The organism is Cupriavidus sp. UYPR2.512 (assembly GCF_000379565.1).
GTDB lineage: Bacteria > Pseudomonadota > Gammaproteobacteria > Burkholderiales > Burkholderiaceae > Cupriavidus.
Map to the genome: position 1 here is coordinate 1 of NZ_KB903042.1, position 18,942 is coordinate 18,942.

Below are 18,942 nucleotides of genomic sequence, written 5' to 3' on the forward strand. Positions count from 1 at the left end.
CCTCAGCCCGGTAACCAGCCTGCATCGTTTGTCCTCCAGAGGCATCACATCTTACCCGCGTCGCTTTGCGCACGCCAGGTCCACTTCGGGAAGTTATTTCTCACTCGTTCCTTAGCGAGCGTTGAGCCGATCTTTCGCGACCCACCTGCTTGAGCAGAGTCGCTATGTCCACTTGATTCAGGTGTTGCTCGGACACAAGAAGCTCCAGACGACACGCTCTACGCCCATGTAGCCTCCGATCTGCTGCGCGAGGTGATCAGCCCGCCCTTGCTCACGCCATCCACGAGACCTGCCTCCGACCATCGAAACCGCTTTTCACATTGCGGAATCCGCCTCGAACTTCCTTGGTGGCGTGTTTTCGCGACCCGAAACCATGTTTCACATCGCAAAAATCGCAACCTATCCCATTGAAAAATAAGGGTAAATTAAGTCTTATGTCTTATATAAGACTGTCGCTGCAACGCATCAAACGGCGTACTATTTAGTCCATGCAGTTCGCTTCGACACACGTAGCGGCACGCTCAACCATTCATTCAAACGCGCTTGGCCCTTAGGAGATACACATGGCCCAATATCAAGACGACATCAAGGCAGTTGCTGGTTTGAAAGAGAAGCAAGGCAGCGCGTGGGACGCCATCAATCCCGAGTACGCCGCGCGCATGCGTGCCCAGAACAAGTTCAAGACGGGCCTGGACATCGCCAAGTACACCGCGAAGATCATGCGCGCCGACATGGCTGCCTATGATGCCGACCCGTCCAAGTACACCCAGTCGCTGGGCTGCTGGCACGGCTTCATCGGTCAGCAGAAGATGATCTCCATCAAGAAGCACTTCAACAGCACCGACCGCCGCTACCTGTACCTGTCGGGCTGGATGGTTGCGGCGCTGCGCTCTGAGTTCGGCCCGCTGCCCGACCAGTCGATGCACGAAAAGACCTCGGTCAGCGCGCTGATCCGCGAGCTGTACACCTTCCTGCGCCAGGCCGACGCCCGTGAACTGGGCGGCCTGTTCCGCGAGCTGGACGCCGCCAAGGACGCTGCCGCCAAGGCCGCCATCCAGGCAAAGATCGACAACCACGTCACCCACGTCGTGCCTATCATCGCCGACATCGACGCGGGCTTCGGCAACGCTGAAGCAACCTACTTGCTGGCCAAGCAGTTCATCGAAGCGGGCGCCTGCTGCATCCAGATCGAAAACCAGGTGTCCGACGAGAAGCAGTGCGGCCACCAGGATGGCAAGGTCACCGTGCCGCACGAGGACTTCCTGGCCAAGGTCCGCGCCATCCGCTACGCCTTCCTGGAACTGGGCGTGGACGACGGCGTCATCGTGTGCCGTACCGACTCGCTGGGCGCCGGCCTGACCAAGCAGATCGCCGTGACCCACACGCCGGGCGACCTGGGCGACCAATACAACTCCTTCCTCGATTGCGACGAGATTTCGGCTGACGCACTGGGCAATGGTGATGTTGTCATCAAGCGCGAAGGCAAGCTGCTGCGTCCCAAGCGCCTGCCTAGCAACCTGTTCCAGTTCCGCGCCGGCACGGGCGAAGCGCGCTGCGTGCTGGATTGCATCACCTCGCTGCAAAACGGCGCTGACCTGCTGTGGATCGAAACCGAAAAGCCGCATATCGCCCAGATCGCCGGCATGGTCAACGAGATTCGCAAGGTCATCCCGAACGCCAAGCTGGTGTACAACAACAGCCCGTCGTTCAACTGGACCCTGAACTTCCGCCAGCAGGTGTATGACGCGATGAAGGCCGCGGGCAAGGATGTGTCGGCATACGATCGCGCCCAACTGATGAGCGTGGAATACGATCAGACCGAACTGGCGGCCGCCGCCGACGAAAAGATCCGCACCTTCCAGGCTGATGCGGCGCGCGAAGCAGGTATCTTCCACCACCTGATTACGCTTCCGACCTACCACACCGCCGCACTGTCGACTGACAACCTGGCCAAGGAATACTTCGGCGACCAGGGCATGCTGGGCTATGTGGCTGGCGTGCAGCGTAAGGAAATCCGTCAGGGCATCGCCTGCGTCAAGCACCAGAACATGTCCGGCTCGGACATCGGCGACGACCACAAGGAGTATTTCAGCGGCGAAGCGGCCCTGAAGGCGGCGGGTAAAGACAACACCATGAACCAGTTCTGATAACAGTCATACCCCAAGCAGAACGCCAACCCTTACAGGTTGGCGTTTTTTTTGTCCTGGAAATAGCGGAAAGCGGCGGGCTGCAGCGTTGCGCCGATTGCATGCGCTACGGCAGGTCATCATCAACCGCTGATCAACGCGGCGCGGGCCATCCCATCGGGTTCAGGCAGGCCCGCGCAGCGCTTCTGAGCTGAGCACTGCGTCACGCCAGAGCGCCGTCAAGATAGGGATCGACAGTGCGCGCGGGATCGTTCGAGGGCCACGTCTGGTCCCGCCCGGCCAGGGAGCGGGCGCCGTCGTAGTACGGATCAACGCTGCGAGCCGGGTCCGCCGAGACACCCGTGCGGTCCAGGCCGGCCAGCGAGCGGGCGCCGTCCAGGAACGGATCAACGTTGCGTGCCCCGTCGACAAATGGGCTGCGCGGTTCCTGCACCGAGCGCGCACCCTCGGTGTACGGGTCACGTGCATCGCTGACGGAGCGGGCACCATCGGTGAACGGGTCGCGTGCGCCAGCGTACGAAAGGCTGGCGGCTTGTGCGCCGGCTGCAGCGGCAACCAGGGCGATGGCGAGGGCAAAGCGCTTGGCGATGTGGGTGGTCATGATCGATTTCCTTTAACGTTTGACAGGGTATGGGTCCGGTGGAGACTGCTTCGTTGCAGCTCGCTGCGGGCCCGTGGAAAGCATTAAAGGAGACCGATGTATCGCGCCTGTAGACGGTGCCGGCCGGATTTGTTGGCGCGCGTATCGTTGGTGCGGCGTGATACAGAACTGTACAAAGACCCCTTCCCGGCACGCGTTCGGGAGATGGGCCACCCTGCGCACCGCAGTCTGGTTCGCCAGTTATGCCGGCTATCCCGTCAGGGTAAAGGCTTGGCGTGATTGAAGTGCGGACCGAGCCTCATCGGACTGACCGGCTGCTGCTGGTGGCGCGCGGCCATGCGTTGGCTCGGCGCAAGCAGAAGAATCGCCAGAATGCTCAGGGGGCATACCCTTGCGGTACCGGCGGCGGGAAGTCGGGCTTGTAGTCGGCAGGAGGTGTCGCGGGCGGCGCCGCAAGCATCTGGCCGTAGACTGGGACCCGGTGTCCGCTGGCGTACATGCACTGAATGTAGGAAGCGTCGTATCGGTACTGTGCACCGTATCCCGGGTCGCTTGAATGGCTGGCACCGACCTCCGAACTGCTCACTGCCTCCGTGCTTGAGGCTTGAGGCGAATTCACCCCGCCGGCCTGGCCCAGCGCGAACTGGCGGCAGTTGCGGTCGTCACCGAGAAACTGGTCAAACGTTTTGTTGCTGCCGGGCAGCACCATCACGCTGGGGCCCGACGGCATCGCCGTACACGCACCCACAACGAGCGCGGCCGCCATCAGGAGGGGAACGGAACGCGGCTTCATCAGTACTCCGGCATTACGGCGACGGCTGGGCGGGCACCATTAGCCAGCCGCCCGGGCAGTTCTTGACGTACGGGTAGTAGCCACTGGGGTCGTCGCAGCGGTACCACCACGCGTTCGCCGACGCAATGTCCGACCCATCGCCTTGCTCGACGTATTGCGCCACGGGCGCGTAGTAAACGGGGTAGGAATTAGGGTATGGCCGGCCACCGTATGGATATCCCCACCAGCCCGGCCAGCCGGCGCCTACGACGAATGCCGCGTGCCCGTAGCCGTGATGATGAAAACCGTCATGGTGGAAGCCCCCCTGACCGTGAAAGCTGCCGCCGTGCATGCCACCGCCGCCACCACGACCGCCACCACGACCGGCAGCCAGCGTTGGACCGCCGGCGGCCAGCGCCGCCCCTGCCACTAATGCCAGGGCGATCTTGCAAAGCCTGCGCCCGTTCATGATGTGTCCCCCAGCCTTGCTGCATTACGTCCGGGTCACTCGGGACCCGTGCCGGACCGTCCCCCCTGTATCGTTGAGCTTGTTTTGATACACCGTGCGGGATCTCCGCTTGGCACTCCGCGCTGCTGTCATCTTTGTAAACAGCTGACAGGTCTGATTTATTCCATCAATCTGACCCGCCTGCCTATCAAGCTTTCCCTACATTTCAGGATAGTGCGCACGTGGCGGAACGAGGCCCGAGAGCAAGGAAAGCAGAACTGCGTAGTGGCCAGGTTATTTCGGGCAGGCAGTGACGATCGGCGCGTGACCATTTTCTCGACGTGGCTTAAGGCAGAGTGCGCGCACTTCGATACTGCGCGAATGGAGTTTGCTTTCGCTGCGCGGGGTACCGCGAGGAGCCTGATAGAGCGGGAAAACAGGCAGTCAGGGTGCCGCATAGGACACGCACGCCATTGAGCCTCAATTTGCGTTTCACCCTGCCGTTAAGACGCCTGCCATAAGCCAAGCATCGAGGCACGATCCCGATTGCGGGCTCCTTGCGCGAAGCTCCGGACGCCGGAGCGGTCGGAGGGCTTTGGATCGTGCGGGCGTCTAGTCGCGCCGAAGTCGAAGGTCTGCTTCAATCCGATCCGTTCTGGATCCGGGGTCTCCGGATCGTGTGGAGATCCATAGTTGGCACCGGGCTTTTGATGAACCGGTGACGCTTTGAGCCTTCGCGATTCGATTATTCGGGCAACCCTGTGACCGCAGGTCCGCACCCATGAGCCGGTGCGAGATGTCACGCGCAACTAAAGCATTTGGAACGATCGATTTGCCTCCCCTTCGCTCTCCTACTTGCTCGCCGCCTGCACGGCCTGTTCCACCAGGGTCGCAAACAGCGCGTGAAGATGCGTGGTCGGATGGACCTCATCAGCAAACATGTAGGTCTGATCAGCGTCCGGCACTGTGTAGGTCTTCGGCGAGCAAAACAGGGAACTCACCTCGATCTCCTTGGACAGAAGCTGCAGGTTGCAGCCGGTCCCGGTATTGCTGACCTGGAATCCCTTCTCCTTGAAATGGGCAAGGACGTCGTTGATGAAGCCGAACTGATCAATGTTGATGACCTGGTTCTGGATGCCTGCAGCCTGGAGCGCGTTCGTCAATGCTGAATTGAAGGTTAACGTCATCCCGGTGAGAAGCGCCCCGAGGTGGTTGTCGCCGACCCCCAACGGTGAGACGCCGATATTGCCAATGTTTGAGACAACGATATGCTTGGCACCGGATTGGAGGATCTTTCCGATGATCGCCGCCAATTGCTGCGCGGCAAGCGTCACGGCCTGATTCGCGTCAGCCTCAGTCTCACTTCCCGCCACCACTGCGCCGGCGTGGATCAGGATATCGCTCCCGCCTCCCTGGACAAGGACCATCTGCCCTTCATTGAAGTTACCGTGCGCCGCAAGGTGGTTTTGTAGCTGCGTTGCAATCGGCACCGTCAACGCGCCGAGTCCATTTGCCTTGAAATTGATGCCGTTAGGATCCGTTACACGGGCGCCTCCTTGGGCGTAACCCAAGCCGTCAGGGTGATTCTGCACCGGCGCCCCATAGCCACCGGTTTGCGCCGCGGTCAGCGTCCCGCCGAAGAAGTTCGCAACATCCTGGGTCCACACCTGTCCAGGGTTGGTGGTGAAGCGCCCGCCGCCGACCAGTTGCGCAACTGGCGCATAGGTTCCTACATCAGAAATGCTGTCGCCAAACGACACCACCTGGAATTGGAGAGGCGGATTGGTTGCGGGTTTGCCGTGGTCACCCCCGCCGCAGGCGGCCAACAGTGCCACAGTGACACATAGAAGCCCAGAGCGGACGAGATCGAAAAGGGATTGATGGCGTGCTTTCATAGGAACCGTCCAATGGTAAGTGCCCCAGTCGTTTGCGCCCATCAAGAAGCCAATGGAGTGAAACGCGCTTGTATGACGTAACAGACAAAGAAACCGCCGCTTCGCTGTCAGTCAGCAAAGTCGTTATGCGCGCTTGCTCGACTTCCCGGGGCCGGCACCGCAGCCCTGACAGTTGCCTTGTCACCAGTGGGCAATCGATCTCTGTTTAGTACAAAGCTATTGGGTTTCATGAGAAAGGCAAGTGGAATAGAAGCGGGCGGCAGCCTGGGCATTGCGAGCTACAGGTGCTTGCCCGGCGACTGCTAAACGCTGTGTTCAGGCGGAGCGCCGCGCGACAGCGGTGCCAGGCGGGGCCTTGGGCCATGGTTGTTTCCAGCGCTGCAGGTTTATGGCATCCCCGAGAATGATTGGATTGCCCTGGCCGATGAATTCACCGACCGACTTGCCGATGACGTCATCCTCCGGGCCGCAGTCGGGTGAGTCTCGTTCTCCCAGTCTGCCGTGGCGCCATCGTCATCGGTCCCGGCTGGGGCCAGCGTGCCGCGCGTGTCGGCCACATGAAAATTCGGGATGCCGGATTCGCCGTCGACGCGTCATCTTGTCTGCCAGTCACGCCGGACATCCTGAGGGTTGCGCGGGAAATCCGCAGTTGCTGACGCCGCTTGATCAGTGGAGAATCGGATGGCGCACGGTACCGCATTCCAAGGCGCTCGTAACGGTTTCCTCTCCCCTCAATCCGTAGCTCGCCCCCTGAGACGACGCCTGCATAAGCGCCGACCATCGTGACGTCCGCACCCCCCTTGCGCTCCACCCGCCTGCACTTTGATCTCACCACCGTCCAGCTTTTCATCGCCGTGGCCGACGCCGGCAGCATTACCCGCGGGGCGGAGCGTCTCCATCTGGCCCCCGCTGCCGCGTCAAGACGCGTGCTCGAACTGGAAGCCCAACTAGGCGTCTCCCTGTTCGAACGCCTCCCCCACGGCATGGCCCTGACCGAGGCCGGCCGCGCACTGTTGGCCCACGCCCGCGGCATCACCCACACCGTCCAGCGCATGCAGGACGACGCCGCCTCCTTTGTCGGCGGCGACCTGGGCGTCGTGCGTGTGGCGGCGCCCAAGTCCGCAGTCATCCAGTTCCTCCCCTTCGACATCCAACGCAGCGCCACCGCCTGCCCCGGCGTGCGCATCGACCTGCAGGAAATGAACAGCGCGGAAGTCCAGCAGTCGCTGCGCCGCGGCACCGTAGACATCGGCATTTACGACGGCAGCCTGGGTGTGATCGACCTGCCGACCGAGCCCTATCGAAATGATGAACTGGTGCTGGTGGTGGCGCGCGGCCATGCGTTGGCGCGGCGCCGCAAGGTTACGCCGGAAGACGTGCTGGACTGCGACCTGATCGTGCTCAGCGAGAGCTCGGCGATCTCGATCGTGCTGGAGCGGCTGGCGGAGGAGGCCGGCCGCGTGCTGCGCATGCGCATGCGCGTGGGCGGTTTCGACAGCATGGCTGCGCTGGTGGCGCAGAACCTGGGCGGCGGGGTGATGCCGGAGGCGATTGCGCGTGAGGTGGCGGGCGGTAGCCGGTTCGTGCGGCTGCCCATCGCCGCGGCCTGGGCGCAGCGGCAGTTTGTGCTGTGCCATCGGCCCCATGGGGCGCTTTCCTCGGCAGCGCTCAGCGTGCTGGCGGTGCTTGCGCAAAACGCGAAACCAGAATCCCCCAAATAGCGATAGCCCGCGGCGGATGCATTGCGGATGATGGCTCCATAACTACCCAGGATGGAGACACGCAATGCAGCGCAGACAATTCATTCTGGTGGCAGCGGCCGGGCTGGCGATACCCAGCCTCGCGCGCGCCGCCGACATCGCCGGCCCGGTGCGCATTGTGGTGGGCTTCGCCCCGGGTGGAGGCACGGACGTGCTGGCGCGCGTGATCGGGCAGAAGCTGGGGGGCATGTGGAACACCAGCGTGCTGGTGGAGAACAAGCCCGGTGCCACCGGCGCCATCGCTGCAGCTTATGTGGCCAAGCAGCCGCCTGATGGCACCACGCTGCTGATGGCCCATGTCAACAGCCATGCGATCGCCCCGGCGCTGCTCGATGTCAAGTACGACCCGCGCACCGACTTCACGCCGATTTCGATGGTGGGCGTCACGCCCAATATGCTGACCTGCCGTCCGGAACAGAAGGTGCGTACCGTTTCGGACATCGTGGCGCTGTGCCGGCAGAAGCCGGGAAGGATTTCCTTCGGTTCGTCGGGAATCGGCTCGGCGCAGCATCTGGCGCTGGAGCTGTTCCGGATGCAGGCGAAGATCGACGTGGTGCACGTGCCTTACAAGGGCTCGGGCCCGCTGGTGGCGGACCTGATGGGCGGGCAGATCGACTACGCGTTCGACACCATGACCGCGGCCACCCCGTTTATCCAGCAGGGCAAGGTGATCGCGATCGCGCAGACCCGCCTGAAGCGCGCGGCCAGCCATCCCAATGTGCCGACGCTGGCGGAGTCCGGCTTCCCCGGGCTGGACGCAGCATCGTGGTACGGCCTGGTGGGTCCGAAGGGCATGCCGCCGGCGCTGGTGCAGCGCATGAACGAGGACGTCAACCGCGTGCTGGCCATGCCCGACGTCGCCGAACGGCTCAGGAGCTTCGGCGCCGAGGACTCCGGTGGCTCGAGCCAGCAGTTCGGCGCCTTCATCGCCTCTGAGTCCAGCAAGTGGGCCAAGGTCGTGAAAGATGCCGGCGTGAAGGCGGAAGCCTGATGGCCGAGCGCCGCCGCACTCAAGTACGCCGCCTTATCGAATTTCCCAGGAAGCAGCCGATGACAGATTTCAGCGATTCCCACGAACAAGCGTCCGCATCCAGCCTGCCGCTGGCCGGCGTGCGCGTGCTCGACGTCAGCCAGGTCATGGCCGGCCCTTACGCCTGCATGTTGCTGGCCGACCTCGGCGCCGACGTGATCAAGATCGAACCGCCCGAAGGCGGCGACCAGACGCGCGGCGCCATGGGGTTCAAGATGAAGGGCCCGGACAGCATGGGCTTTCTTAACATGAACCGCAACAAGCGCAGCGTCACGCTGGATCTCAAGACCGAGTCTGGCCGGGCGGTGCTTTATCGCCTGGCGGAAACGGCCGATATCCTGGTGGAGAACTACCGCCCCGGCGTGATGAAGCGGCTGGGGATCGACTACGAGACCCTCGCCAAAATCAATCCGAAGCTGGTCTACTGCAGCATCTCGGGCTTTGGCCAGAGTGGCCCGTGGGCGGGGCGGCCGGGCTTTGACCTGATGGCGCAGGCGATGTCGGGCGTGATGAGCGTCACCGGCTACCCGGGCGGCGCGCCGGTGAAGGCGGGCGTGCCGGTGGCCGATATCGGCTGCGCGCTGTTCGCGACCTACGGCATGCTGTCTGCCTACATCGGCGCCAGGGAGACGGGCAAGGGGCAGTATGTCGATGCGTCGCTGTTCGATTCCGCGCTGGCGTTCTCGGTGTGGGATACCTGCGAATACTGGGGCACGGGCCGTGAGCCCGAGCCGCTGGGCACGGCCAACCGCATGAGTGCGCCTTACCAGGCGATAAAGTCCGCCGATGGCCACTTCGTCATGGGGGCCACCAACCAGAAGCTGTGGCAACTGCTGTGCAGCACGCTCGACCGGCCCGACCTGCTGGCGGATGAGCGCTTTGCCACCGTGGCGCTGCGCCTGGCCAACCGGCAGCAACTGATCGCGATGCTGGAGCAGAGCTTCGTCAAAGAGAGCAGCGACTACTGGATTGAACGCCTGCTCGAGGTTGGCATCCCGGCCGGGCCGATCCTGACCTACCCGCAGGCCTTCGACAGCGAGCACGGCCGGCACCGTCAGATGCGCATCGAGATCGATCATCCGATCGAGGGCAAGGTGCCCAATATCGGCTTCGCGGTGAAGATGGGCGGCACGCCCCAGCAGGTACGGTGCCCGCCGCCGCTGCTCGGCCAGCACACGGAAGAGGTCCTGGCCGAGCTGGGTATCTCGAAGGACGAACAACAGTCGCTGGCTGTAGCCGGCGCATTCGGAGCATGAAGGCCGCGCTGCCGCCGCAGGGCGGTCCCGGCACCGACGGACAGGTCACGCTCACGATGCAGGGCCAGATCGCGACGCTGACTTTCGACCGTCCAGCCGCGCGCAATGCGATGACGTGGGCCATGTATGATCAACTCGCCACGCATTGCCGCGCGCTTGCAGCGCAAGGCAATGCGGGTGCGCGTGTGGTGGTGCTGCGCGGCGCGGGCGGTGAGGCCTTTGTTGCCGGTACCGACATCGCGCAGTTCCAGCAGTTCTCCAGCGGCGACGACGGGGTTGCCTACGAAGCGCGTATCGACGAAGGCATCCGCCTTGTCGAGCAACTGCCGGTGCCAACGGTAGCGGTTATCGAAGGCTGGGCAGTGGGTGGCGGCCTGGCTATCGCTACTGCCTGCGACTTCCGTGTCGCGACCCGCAAGGCCCGCTTCGGCGTGCCGATTGCGCGCACGCTGGGCAACACGCTGTCGGCGTTGAATCTTGCCAGGCTGCGTGCTGCCTGGGGGCTGCAGCCGGTGCGCCGCATGTTGCTGCTGGCGCAGATCCTCGACGCCGAGGCTGCGCTGGCGTGCGGGTTTCTTGAGGGGGTTTATGCCGCCGAGGCGCTTGAGGCCGAGGTTGCTTCGCTATGCGATCGGCTTGGTGCGCTGGCGCCTGTCACGCAGTCGGTGGTCAAGGAGGCGTTGCGGCGTCAGACGGTGCAGTCGGTGGCAGAGACAGATGACCTGGTGCGCTTGTGCTATGGCAGCAGTGACTTTCGCGAAGGGGTGGATGCATTTGTGAACCGGCGATCGCCGGCATGGAAGGGCAGTTGAATATCAGGGCCTCGTACGCGGCCCGCCGGTGTTTCACAATTGAAACGATCTGGCCGATTTACCTTGCTACAAGCACACCGGGCCAACGTCGCGCGCCCGCCCGTCAGCCTCCCACCACGGTTGGCCCGAGATATGCATTGCATTGTTGCTTTGGGCGATGAGGACGCCCGAGCCTGCATGCCTGAATCTGTGCCATGCAGTGAATGTCTCCAGCGCGGCTGTCGGCGGAATCGGGTGCCAGATGGCATCAATGCGGTCTGTACCGTCGCCGCTGCGGCTGTCTGGTTGCCGTCGCAGAAAGGAGCGCGCAATGAAAAACAAGCTTCCCCCGATTGCCACACTGGCCTTCGGCGTCTGCCTGACGATGTCTGCGGCATTGGCTGCCCCCGCGGGCAGCATGATCATGGTCACCGCCGACGAGGTCAAATGGGCGGACCTGCCACTGATACCGGGTGCCAAACTCGCCGTTCTCGAGGGGCAGATGGACAAGAAGGGGCCGATCACGGCCCGGATCAAGCTGCCCGCGGATGCCAAGGTGGCGGCGCACTGGCACCCAGGCGTGGAGCGGGTGACCGTGCTTTCCGGGACGTTCAACTATGGCATGGGCGACAAGCTCGACCCGGAAAAGACCTCGCCGCTCGGTACCGGCAGCCTGATTGTCATGCCACCCAAGATGCACCACTTTGGCTGGACTAAGGAGGAAACCGTTATCCAGATCAATGTGGCGGGGCCCTGGGCTTTCAACTTCGTCAACCCGGCTGATGATCCCAGGAAGAAGAAGTAATGCCTCTGTGCAGGGGCTATGGACGTCTTAAATCGGTGCAAGCTGGCCGGACGCCAAGCAAGCTCGACGGGCTGCAACGGCCCTAGTCCACTGAATCACTGAAATTGGCCGGTGCCTGCCATGGCATGTGTGCACATCGCGTCGTTGCAAATGCGCGCAATAGCCGTGTCATTGCTGCGCTTTGCCCTTGCAGGGCGTACCTGCGCTTGCCAGCGCAATGCCACCTTCACCGAGCACAGCGCCCCGGAAGTCGCGGCAGGCCAGCAGCAGCGACAGCGAGACGAACACCAAGGAAGTGGAATTGTCCCGGCGCGGCCCGCGGCGCTTTAGTCCAGCAGCGCCACCTGCACGTCGCGCGTGCCCTGGTACGGGTTGCGGCCGTGCCAGACCTGCAGGTTGTCCAGCACCATCACGTCGCCATCGCGCCAGGGCCAGCTGTAGGTGGTCTGGTCGCACAGCTGGTCCGCAGAGGCCGGCATCTGAGCCGATGCCGGCGGCGCCATGCCTCAGTCCAGCCGGATATTGTTCTCCTTGATGACGTTGCCCCAGTACGCCTGATCCGCTTTGGTCGCCGCCGCGAACGCCGCCGGCTGGGTCGTCTTGACGATCAGGCCCAGCTCGGCCAGGCGCTGGCGGATATCCGGCGCCGCCATCACCGTTTCCACATCGGCCGAGATCTTGTCGACGATGGCCTGCGGCGTGCCGGCCGTGGTGAACAGGCCCAGCCAGGCCGGGCCGTCCAGCCCCTTGTAGCCGAGTTCCTGGAAGGTCGGCACGTCCGGCAGCATCGGCGCGCGGGTATTGCCGGTGACCGCCAGCGGCTGGAGCTTGCCGGTGCGCGCATGCTGGCGCACGGTCATCGGCGACAGCGTGCCCAATGAGATCTGGCCGCCGATCAGGTCGGTGGCAATGGGGGCTTCGCCCTTGTACGGGACATGGACCAGCTGGGCGCCCGCGCCCTTGAGGAAGACCTGCATGTAGAGATGGGCGCCGGTGCCGATGCCGTAGGTGCCATAGGCGTACTTGTCGGGCTGGGACTTGGCCAGGCTGACCATCTGCGGCAGCGTGCGCGGCATGGCGCTGTTGGCAACCAGTACCAGGCTGCTGGTGCATAGCTGAGCGATGGCAGTCAGGTCGCGCAGGGGATCGAACGGCGGCTTGGCCACCATATAGGGCGTCTGCACCAGGCTGGGCAGGCCCAGCAGCAGCGTATAGCCATCCGCCGGCGCCTTGGCGACTACGTCGGCGCCGATCATGCCGCCCACGCCGGGGCGGTTCTCCACGATCACCGGGCGCTGCCACAGCTTGCTGAGCGGGTCGCCCAGCGCGCGCGCCAGCACGTCGGTGGCACCGCCGGGCGGGTAGGGCACGACCAGCCGCACGGGCCGCGACGGGTAAGCCTGCTGGGCCCAGGCCCGGCCAGGCCCGAGGGTAGCGGCGGTGGCGGCGAGGGAACCTGCTCCCAGCCAGTGCAGGGCTTTGCGGCGGTCGGCTTGCATCGTGTTTCCTCCAGGTGTTGATGTCGTGTCGGTGCGCGGCACCGGGCGTCAATGCACCAGGGGTCCGCGGCATGCAGGGTACGAGGCTGCGCCAGGCCGTGGCATCGGCGGGATGGACGAAAACGCTGGGAGGTACTTACCCGGATGAGGGGCGCGGCATTCTATGCCGCAGTGCCGCAATCCGAACGGGCGCGTCCCTTATGATGGGGCGCCTTGCCGCCGGCCTTGCGTTTTGCCTGTCTGATCCCGTGCGGCGCCCGATCCATTTCTTGCTAGTTCCATCATGGCCCGCCTCAAACTCGACCTGCCTGCCGCCCAGTTCTGCTACGCCACGCACCTGACCGTGCGCGTGACCGACATCAACTCGGCCAACCACCTTGCCAACGATTCGATGATCTCGATGATCTCCGAGGCGCGGGCGCGGTTCCTGTATGAATTCGGCAGCGAGGATGTGCGGCAGGAAGGGGTGGGCATCATCGTGACCGACCTGGCCACGATGTACCGCAACGAGGCGCATGCGCGCGACCAGCTGCAGTTTGAGGTGGGGGTGATGGACTTCAACAAGTACGGCGGCGACATCATCTTCCGCATCACGAGGCCGGCCGATGGCGCGCTGATTGCGATGGCCAAGTCGGGCTTTGTCTTCTTCGACTACGTGGGGAAGAAAGTGGTGGCGATGCCGGAGGGATTCGCCGGGCGGTTTCCGAAGGTGAACTGGGTGGAGTAACCGCTTGCGTGGCGCTGTCTTTCGACAGCGCCACGTTCCTGCAGGAGATTCGGCTTATGCCTTGCGCTCGCCGCCGAGCGCCTCGGTGAGGTCGCTGAGCATGCCGGAGAGTTCGCCCGCCATCATGGTGAAATCGGCGTCGAAGCGCTCGTCTTCATCGTGCGCCGTGCCGTCGGCCTGTTCCTTGAGCACGTCCAGCGGCGCCACCTTCTTGACCACCAGCCCGTCGGTCAGCACGAACGACACCCGGTCGTTCCACGTCATCGCCAGGCGTGTGCAGCGCTTGCCGGCGGCGATATGGCGGCGCAGGTCTTCCGGGTCCAGCGGGTGGCGCACATAGCGCACGGTGGCCTTGCTTTCGGCGCCGGACTGCAGCTCGATTTCCTGGTCGACGGTGAAACCGCCCGGTGCGGCATCGCCGGCCAGCCATTCGGTCATGGCCGCCACCGGCGACTGGTTGACGTGCAGGTTGATCAGCGGCAGCGGATCCAGCGCCTTGAACAGCATGCCGCGCACTTCATCGGCCTTGGCCGCGGCGGCAGCGTCGATGGCAAGCCAGCCGTTGTCCGGGTCGATCCACACACGCGTGTCGCGGCGGATGCTGAAGGCGCGCGGCAGCAGTTCTTCGGTGACCTGCTCCTTCAGTTCCTTCATTTGCTTGCGGCCCGGCTTGTAGCCTTGCTGCTCTTCGATCTCGGCGGCGCGTGCGCGCGTGACCTGGTTGACCACGGTGGTGGGCAGCAACTTCTTTTCGGTGCGCAGCGTCAGCAGCATCTGGCGGCCGACGGTATGGACCAGCTGGCCGTTGTCACGCGGCGAGGCCCAGCCCTGCGTCTGCATTTCGAGGCTGGTACCGGGGAAGAAGGCGTGCTTCGCCAGGCTGGCTTCGACCTCGTCGGCGCTCAGCGACCACGGGGCGGAGAAACGATGGACCTGCAGATTCTTGAACCACATGGGAATTCGGCCAAAGGGACGAATTCTATCCTCTCGCGGCGCGCGGCCGCGAAAAAGGAGGGCGCCGCGCGGCACGCCGGCCGCACGGCGGCAACGGAAAGCCCGCCCTTACAGGTCGAGCTTGGTGATCTTGCTGCCCTCGAAGCTCAGGCCCGCCATCAGCCCGGCATTGGTCATGACGAAGCCGACGATGGGCTGCTGGCCGGTGTTGGTGTCCAGCACGCCGTTTGCGCCAACGGTGGCCAGCGCAACGGTGGCATCGACACCCGCGGTCCAGCCACTGCTGCGCACGAACTTCTCGTAGGCATCTGGCGTCAGGAACATCAGGATCACGGCCTTGGACTGCGCACCGATCTGCCAGCCGACCGAGCCGGCGACCAGGCGGTAATAGCCGCGCGTGGCGCCGCCCGAGCGCAGGGCACCGTCGCCGTACTCGCCGCCGACGATAAAGCCCGCCGACAGGGTCTTCGGAAACACCAGGATGCCGCGTGCGCGGTTGCCTAGTTCGCGCGAGCCGTTGACCGAGCTATACAGGCGCGACAGCGTGGCGTCCACGCCCGAATCCAGTTCGCGCCGGCGCGCGGCCTTGTCGGTAGAGGCATCGGGTTTGGTGGTGGTGCAGGCACCCATGGCCAGGCTGCCCAAGGCCAGACCCGCGCTGGCCGAAAGGAAGGTTCGACGTTTCATCTCGTCTCCTTAGTGTTGTTGTCGTCTTTAAAGCATAGGCGCCGGAAGCACCCGGACAAATACCGGAGCGCGCAGAGACGTTTCCATTTGTGACGAAGGTGGTGTCGGGGGGCAGTTCGCGGCAAGAATAGTCAGCCTTGCGCCCGGAACGTCCCATGGCAACCCATGGGGTGGCCAATGCGCCGTGACAGAATCATCCAGCCATGAAAAAACTCCTGACCGCCCTGCCGCTGGCCTTCCTGGCTGCGTGCGCTTCACATCCTTCGGGTTCTTCCAATGACGCCGGCGCCGCGGCTGCCGGATCGGTGTCGGCCGTCGATAGCAGCGGCTGGCAGGCGTTGCGCGCCAAATACATGGATTGCGCGCAGAAGAAGGCCAACGACAACCTGTCGGCCAAGGGCCAGCCCAAGGACGTGGCCAACCTGGCGCTGGCCGCGTGCGAGCCTGAACTGGACGCCATGCATGATTCCTTCCGCACCTACCTGGATGGGCAGATGTCGTCAGCGCACGGCAAGAGCAGCGCCCGCCAGGCGGCGGCGCGCGTGACCACCGACACCCGCGAGAAGGCGCGCAGCTACCTGGTGCGCTACGTCGAGCGCGAGCGCTACGTGGCCCGCGTGCCCTGAGGGAGGGCGCCCGGCAGCCTGGTCAGAGCATTTCCAGCGGGCCCGGGCCGTCGGGCGGCGGGAAGATGCGGTCGAGTTCGGCCAGCTGGGCGGCCGACAGCGCATGCGACAGCGCGCCCAGGTTCTCCTGCAGGCGCTCGCGCCGGCCGGTCTTGGGGATGGCGATCACGCCGTCCTGCGCCAGCAGCCAGGCCAGCGCCGCCTGTGCCGTCGTCATGCCGTGGTCGCGCGCAAAGCGCTTCAGCCCGGGGTTGCCCAACAAGCGTGACTGCTCGATCGGCGAATAGGCCATCACCGGCACGCCGCGCTGGCGCAGCCACGGCAGCAGGTCCCATTCGATGCCGCGCCGGCCCAGGTTGTACAGCAGCTGGTTGGTGGCCAGCCGGTCGCCGCCCGGCGCGTCCCACAACTCCTGCAGATCGGACAGGTCAAGGTTGCTGACGCCCCAGCGGCGGATCTTGCCGTCGCGCTGCAGCGCCTCCATGGCCTGCACAGTCTCTTCCAGCGGCACGCCGCCGCGCCAGTGCAATAAATAGAGGTCGATGCGGTCGGTGCGCAGCCGCTTCAGGCCGCGCTCGCAGGCCTGCACGGTGCCGCGCCGGCTGGCGTTGAAGGGATAGACCTTGCTGACAAGGAAGGCCTCGTCGCGGCGCCCGGCGATGGCCTCGCCGATCATCTCCTCGGACTGGCCTTCGCCATACATCTCGGCGGTATCGATCAGCCGCAGGCCAAGGTCCAGGCCCAGGCGCAGCGTGGCAATTTCTTCGGCGCGCGCGGCGCGTGACTCGCCCATATTCCACGTTCCCATGCCGAGCGCCGGGACGCGCTCGCCGTCGGGCAGGGTGACTTGCTTCATGTGTTGGCTTCCTGATATGCCGGGCGGGTGCCCGGCGGCACCCAACCACACTAGTTAACAACACCTGGAATGTACAAGCCGCGCGGGTTGCGATTGCTTTAGACCAGTCCGGTCAGAAAATACACGGTAATGACAAAGAACACCGCGGCGGTCTTGATCAAGGTGACGGCGAAGATATCGCGGTAGGACTCGCGGTGGGTCAGGCCGGTCACCGCCAGCAGCGTGATCACGGCGCCGTTGTGCGGCAGGGTGTCCATGCCGCCGCTGGCCATCGACACCACGCGGTGCAGTACTTCCAGCGGGATCTGCATGGCCTGCGCGCCCGCGATGAAGGTCTGCGACATCGCCGCCAGCGCTATGCTCATGCCGCCCGAGGCCGAGCCGGTGATGCCGGCCAGCGTGCTGACCGAGACCGCGGCATTGACCAGCGGGTTGGGGATCGCGTGCAGCGCTTCGCTGACCACCAGGAAGCCGGGCAGGGCGGCGATGACCCCGCCGAAGCCGTATTCCGATGCCGTGTTCATCGACGCCAGCAGCGCACCGCCGACGGCGGCCTTGGTGCCCTCGGCAAAGCGCTCGCGCAGGGCGCCGAAGGCGGTCACCAGCACCACGGCGATGCCCAGCAGCAGCGCGCCTTCCACTGCCCAGATCGCGGTCACGCTGGCGATTTTGGTTTCCACCGGCTTGGGCAGGCCCGGCAGCGCCACGCTGTTGGAAGGGCCATACCAGAGCGGGATCATCCGAGTCAGCCAGAAGTTGGCCACGCCCACCACCACCAGTGGCAGCAGCGCCAGCAGCGGGTGCGGCAGCTTGCCGGACTGGCTGCGCTCCGGCTCGTTGCGCAGGTTGGTGCCGTAGCCTTCGCCACGCGCGGCGGCGGCGCGGCGGCGCCATTCCAGGTAGCTCAGGCCCACCACCAGGATAAACAGCGAGCCGGCCACGCCCAGCACCGGTGCGGCCCAGGACGTGGTGTTGAAGAAGTTGGTGGGGATGATGTTCTGGATCTGCGGCGTGCCCGGCAGCGAATCCATGGTGAACGAGAACGCGCCCAGCGCGATCGCGCCCGGCATCAGCCGCTTGGGGATGTTGCTCTGGCGGTACAGCTCGGCCGCGAACGGATAGACCGCGAACACCACCACGAACAGCGACACGCCGCCATAGGTCAGCAGCGCGCACACCGTGACGATCACCGCGTTGGCGCGCGAGCGCCCGATATAGCGGATCGCCGCGGCGACGATGGACTCGGAAAAGCCGGATAGTTCAACCACCTTGCCGAACACCGCGCCTAATAAGAACACGGGGAAATAAAGCTTCACGAAGCCGACCATCTTCTCCATGAAGATGCCGGTGAACACCGGCGCGACCGCGGACGGGTCGGTCAGCAGCACCGCGCCCAGCGCGGCGATGGGCGCGAACAGGATCACGCTGTAGCCGCGGTACGCGGCGAACATCAGAAAGGCAAGGGCTGCCAGCACGATCAGGAACGACATCGGATCTCCTTCAGGGTTGCCTTCTCCTGAGGTGCGGTCCGTTGCCGCGCGGGGGCCAGCGCTTGTGGCGCCTTGTCTCTTTCTGTGCGCCAGGAGAAGGGATCAGCGGGCGACTGTGCCACAGCTTGCCCCGCGGCGAAACCTCTGGTCTCGCCGCGGGGGCACTGGGATGACAGCGGCCGGCATGAAGGCGGTGCGCCGTTTCAGCCGTGCTGGTGGCGATACTCCTGCGTGCGCCCGCCGTAGCCATAGGCTGCGGCGCGGGCGTCGATCACGTGCACGTACGACACCGGATGCAGCTTGCCCAGCAACCCCGACATGGTCTCGAACACGGCCTCGATGAACTGCGCTTTCTCCGCCTTGGTGTTGGTTTCATCGGTCACACTGAGGTCCAGGTGGAAGGCGTTGCGGCCCTGCTCCGACAGCGGCACGTCGGCGATGATCCAGCTGTCGTGCGGGATGTACTGGACCGTGACGGCAATCACGTCGCGCTTCTTGCCGAGCACGCGCTCGGTCAGGTCGGCGATCGCCCTGGCGCTGCGGCGGGTGAGGGCGGCATCGGGTTGGCCGGACAGGTGCAGGACGATGTGGGGCATGG

18 protein-coding genes and 2 pseudogenes are annotated in these 18,942 nt (G+C 64.6%); 9 read left to right on the top strand and 11 right to left on the bottom strand.

The genetic code is table 11. From position 1 onward, the window contains the following. Positions 1 to 121: 121 nt before the first annotated feature. Both A3A5_RS44935 and A3A5_RS0118805 read left to right on the top strand, forming a co-directional pair. A pseudogene (locus A3A5_RS44935) lies at positions 122 to 264 on the top strand (tyrosine-type recombinase/integrase); the annotation flags it as partial. A 299-nt stretch (positions 265 to 563) separates the two neighbouring features. Then, a complete protein-coding gene (locus A3A5_RS0118805) occupies positions 564 to 2,147 on the top strand; it encodes an isocitrate lyase (protein ID WP_018312082.1) in 1,584 nt (527 codons plus the stop codon). A 289-nt stretch (positions 2,148 to 2,436) separates the two neighbouring features. Here the strand turns inward: A3A5_RS0118805 and A3A5_RS0118810 are convergent. The 4 genes and pseudogenes from A3A5_RS0118810 to A3A5_RS0118825 form a co-directional block, all read right to left on the bottom strand. Next, positions 2,437 to 2,748: pseudogene (locus A3A5_RS0118810) on the bottom strand (hydroxyquinol 1,2-dioxygenase); the annotation flags it as partial. Between the two features lie 376 nt (positions 2,749 to 3,124). Beyond that, entirely contained in the window at positions 3,125 to 3,541 is a 417-nt protein-coding gene (locus tag A3A5_RS0118815; protein ID WP_018312084.1) for a glycine zipper family protein, read from the bottom strand. Between the two features lie 13 nt (positions 3,542 to 3,554). Next, positions 3,555 to 3,989 carry a hypothetical protein gene (locus tag A3A5_RS44940; RefSeq protein ID WP_081623942.1) on the bottom strand — a complete coding sequence of 145 codons (435 nt, stop codon included), beginning with the start codon at positions 3,987 to 3,989 and terminating at the stop codon, positions 3,555 to 3,557. An 830-nt stretch (positions 3,990 to 4,819) separates the two neighbouring features. Beyond that, entirely contained in the window at positions 4,820 to 5,863 is a 1,044-nt protein-coding gene (locus A3A5_RS0118825) for an SGNH/GDSL hydrolase family protein (RefSeq protein ID WP_018312086.1), read from the bottom strand. Positions 5,864 to 6,645: 782 nt separating this feature from the next. Here A3A5_RS0118825 and A3A5_RS0118830 point away from each other — a divergent pair. The 5 genes from A3A5_RS0118830 (at position 6,646) to A3A5_RS0118850 (ending at position 11,505) form a co-directional block, all read left to right on the top strand. Further along, positions 6,646 to 7,584, top strand: coding sequence for a LysR family transcriptional regulator (locus tag A3A5_RS0118830; RefSeq protein WP_026200907.1), 939 nt, complete (start codon positions 6,646 to 6,648; stop codon positions 7,582 to 7,584). A 64-nt stretch (positions 7,585 to 7,648) separates the two neighbouring features. Next, on the top strand, positions 7,649 to 8,614 hold the full coding sequence (locus tag A3A5_RS0118835) for a tripartite tricarboxylate transporter substrate binding protein (RefSeq protein WP_018312088.1): 966 nt from the start codon (positions 7,649 to 7,651) through the stop codon (positions 8,612 to 8,614). Positions 8,615 to 8,673: 59 nt separating this feature from the next. After that, positions 8,674 to 9,909 (top strand): CaiB/BaiF CoA-transferase family protein, encoded by a 1,236-nt coding sequence (locus tag A3A5_RS0118840; protein WP_018312089.1) that lies wholly within the window; start codon positions 8,674 to 8,676, stop codon positions 9,907 to 9,909. Beyond that, on the top strand, positions 9,906 to 10,721 hold the full coding sequence (locus tag A3A5_RS0118845; RefSeq protein WP_018312090.1) for an enoyl-CoA hydratase/isomerase family protein: 816 nt from the start codon (positions 9,906 to 9,908) through the stop codon (positions 10,719 to 10,721). The genes A3A5_RS0118840 and A3A5_RS0118845 overlap by 4 nt, the downstream gene beginning before the upstream one ends. 310 nt (positions 10,722 to 11,031) lie before the next feature. Further along, a complete protein-coding gene (locus tag A3A5_RS0118850) occupies positions 11,032 to 11,505 on the top strand; it encodes a cupin domain-containing protein (RefSeq protein ID WP_018312091.1) in 474 nt (157 codons plus the stop codon). A 326-nt stretch (positions 11,506 to 11,831) separates the two neighbouring features. On the opposite strand, the gene A3A5_RS41820 is transcribed toward A3A5_RS0118850, so the two are convergent. Continuing rightward, positions 11,832 to 12,008: a TauD/TfdA family dioxygenase gene (locus A3A5_RS41820; RefSeq protein ID WP_018312093.1), complete on the bottom strand. Its 177-nt coding sequence runs from the start codon at positions 12,006 to 12,008 to the stop codon at positions 11,832 to 11,834. A 3-nt stretch (positions 12,009 to 12,011) separates the two neighbouring features. Continuing rightward, positions 12,012 to 13,004 carry a tripartite tricarboxylate transporter substrate binding protein gene (locus A3A5_RS0118865; protein WP_018312094.1) on the bottom strand — a complete coding sequence of 331 codons (993 nt, stop codon included), beginning with the start codon at positions 13,002 to 13,004 and terminating at the stop codon, positions 12,012 to 12,014. Between the two features lie 283 nt (positions 13,005 to 13,287). Here A3A5_RS0118865 and A3A5_RS0118870 point away from each other — a divergent pair, with 283 nt between their 5' ends. Continuing rightward, positions 13,288 to 13,731 carry a thioesterase family protein gene (locus A3A5_RS0118870; RefSeq protein WP_018312095.1) on the top strand — a complete coding sequence of 148 codons (444 nt, stop codon included), beginning with the start codon at positions 13,288 to 13,290 and terminating at the stop codon, positions 13,729 to 13,731. A 54-nt stretch (positions 13,732 to 13,785) separates the two neighbouring features. Here the strand turns inward: A3A5_RS0118870 and A3A5_RS0118875 are convergent, their stop codons facing one another. Together A3A5_RS0118875 and A3A5_RS0118880 are read right to left on the bottom strand one after the other, a co-directional pair. Next, a complete protein-coding gene (locus A3A5_RS0118875; protein WP_018312096.1) occupies positions 13,786 to 14,685 on the bottom strand; it encodes a recombination-associated protein RdgC in 900 nt (299 codons plus the stop codon). A 108-nt stretch (positions 14,686 to 14,793) separates the two neighbouring features. Then, positions 14,794 to 15,372, bottom strand: a complete 579-nt coding sequence (locus A3A5_RS0118880; protein WP_018312097.1) for a YSC84-related protein — start codon at positions 15,370 to 15,372, stop codon at positions 14,794 to 14,796. 203 nt (positions 15,373 to 15,575) lie between these two features. Here A3A5_RS0118880 and A3A5_RS0118885 point away from each other — a divergent pair, with 203 nt between their 5' ends. Then, positions 15,576 to 15,998 (top strand): hypothetical protein, encoded by a 423-nt coding sequence (locus A3A5_RS0118885; RefSeq protein WP_018312098.1) that lies wholly within the window; start codon positions 15,576 to 15,578, stop codon positions 15,996 to 15,998. A 22-nt stretch (positions 15,999 to 16,020) separates the two neighbouring features. On the opposite strand, the gene A3A5_RS0118890 is transcribed toward A3A5_RS0118885, so the two are convergent. The 3 genes from A3A5_RS0118890 to A3A5_RS0118900 all read right to left on the bottom strand — a co-directional run bounded on the left by A3A5_RS0118890 (position 16,021) and on the right by A3A5_RS0118900 (position 18,940). Continuing rightward, positions 16,021 to 16,854 (bottom strand): aldo/keto reductase, encoded by an 834-nt coding sequence (locus A3A5_RS0118890; protein ID WP_018312099.1) that lies wholly within the window; start codon positions 16,852 to 16,854, stop codon positions 16,021 to 16,023. Positions 16,855 to 16,952: 98 nt separating this feature from the next. Beyond that, positions 16,953 to 18,344: a GntP family permease gene (locus A3A5_RS0118895; protein WP_018312100.1), complete on the bottom strand. Its 1,392-nt coding sequence runs from the start codon at positions 18,342 to 18,344 to the stop codon at positions 16,953 to 16,955. Between the two features lie 203 nt (positions 18,345 to 18,547). After that, complete coding sequence (locus A3A5_RS0118900; RefSeq protein WP_018312101.1) at positions 18,548 to 18,940, bottom strand: 4-oxalocrotonate tautomerase family protein; 393 nt, start codon at positions 18,938 to 18,940, stop codon at positions 18,548 to 18,550. Positions 18,941 to 18,942: the final 2 nt, after the last annotated feature.

What these genes read in the sequence shown, in the direction of transcription:
- A3A5_RS0118890 (WP_018312099.1), bottom strand. Translation starts at nt 16,854, where the DNA reads ATGAAGCAAGTCACCCTGCCCGACGGCGAGCGCGTCCCGGCGCTCGGC.
- A3A5_RS0118875 (WP_018312096.1), bottom strand. Translation starts at nt 14,685, where the DNA reads ATGTGGTTCAAGAATCTGCAGGTCCATCGTTTCTCCGCCCCGTGGTCG.
- A3A5_RS0118880 (WP_018312097.1), bottom strand. Translation starts at nt 15,372, where the DNA reads ATGAAACGTCGAACCTTCCTTTCGGCCAGCGCGGGTCTGGCCTTGGGC.
- A3A5_RS0118870 (WP_018312095.1), top strand. Translation starts at nt 13,288, where the DNA reads ATGGCCCGCCTCAAACTCGACCTGCCTGCCGCCCAGTTCTGCTACGCC.
- A3A5_RS41820 (WP_018312093.1), bottom strand. Translation starts at nt 12,008, where the DNA reads ATGGCGCCGCCGGCATCGGCTCAGATGCCGGCCTCTGCGGACCAGCTG.
- A3A5_RS0118895 (WP_018312100.1), bottom strand. Translation starts at nt 18,344, where the DNA reads ATGTCGTTCCTGATCGTGCTGGCAGCCCTTGCCTTTCTGATGTTCGCC.
- A3A5_RS0118865 (WP_018312094.1), bottom strand. Translation starts at nt 13,004, where the DNA reads ATGCAAGCCGACCGCCGCAAAGCCCTGCACTGGCTGGGAGCAGGTTCC.
- A3A5_RS0118850 (WP_018312091.1), top strand. Translation starts at nt 11,032, where the DNA reads ATGAAAAACAAGCTTCCCCCGATTGCCACACTGGCCTTCGGCGTCTGC.
- A3A5_RS0118825 (WP_018312086.1), bottom strand. Translation starts at nt 5,863, where the DNA reads ATGAAAGCACGCCATCAATCCCTTTTCGATCTCGTCCGCTCTGGGCTT.
- A3A5_RS0118805 (WP_018312082.1), top strand. Translation starts at nt 564, where the DNA reads ATGGCCCAATATCAAGACGACATCAAGGCAGTTGCTGGTTTGAAAGAG.
- A3A5_RS0118815 (WP_018312084.1), bottom strand. Translation starts at nt 3,541, where the DNA reads ATGAAGCCGCGTTCCGTTCCCCTCCTGATGGCGGCCGCGCTCGTTGTG.
- A3A5_RS0118900 (WP_018312101.1), bottom strand. Translation starts at nt 18,940, where the DNA reads ATGCCCCACATCGTCCTGCACCTGTCCGGCCAACCCGATGCCGCCCTC.
- A3A5_RS0118845 (WP_018312090.1), top strand. Translation starts at nt 9,906, where the DNA reads ATGAAGGCCGCGCTGCCGCCGCAGGGCGGTCCCGGCACCGACGGACAG.
- A3A5_RS44940 (WP_081623942.1), bottom strand. Translation starts at nt 3,989, where the DNA reads ATGAACGGGCGCAGGCTTTGCAAGATCGCCCTGGCATTAGTGGCAGGG.
- A3A5_RS0118840 (WP_018312089.1), top strand. Translation starts at nt 8,674, where the DNA reads ATGACAGATTTCAGCGATTCCCACGAACAAGCGTCCGCATCCAGCCTG.
- A3A5_RS0118885 (WP_018312098.1), top strand. Translation starts at nt 15,576, where the DNA reads ATGAAAAAACTCCTGACCGCCCTGCCGCTGGCCTTCCTGGCTGCGTGC.
- A3A5_RS0118835 (WP_018312088.1), top strand. Translation starts at nt 7,649, where the DNA reads ATGCAGCGCAGACAATTCATTCTGGTGGCAGCGGCCGGGCTGGCGATA.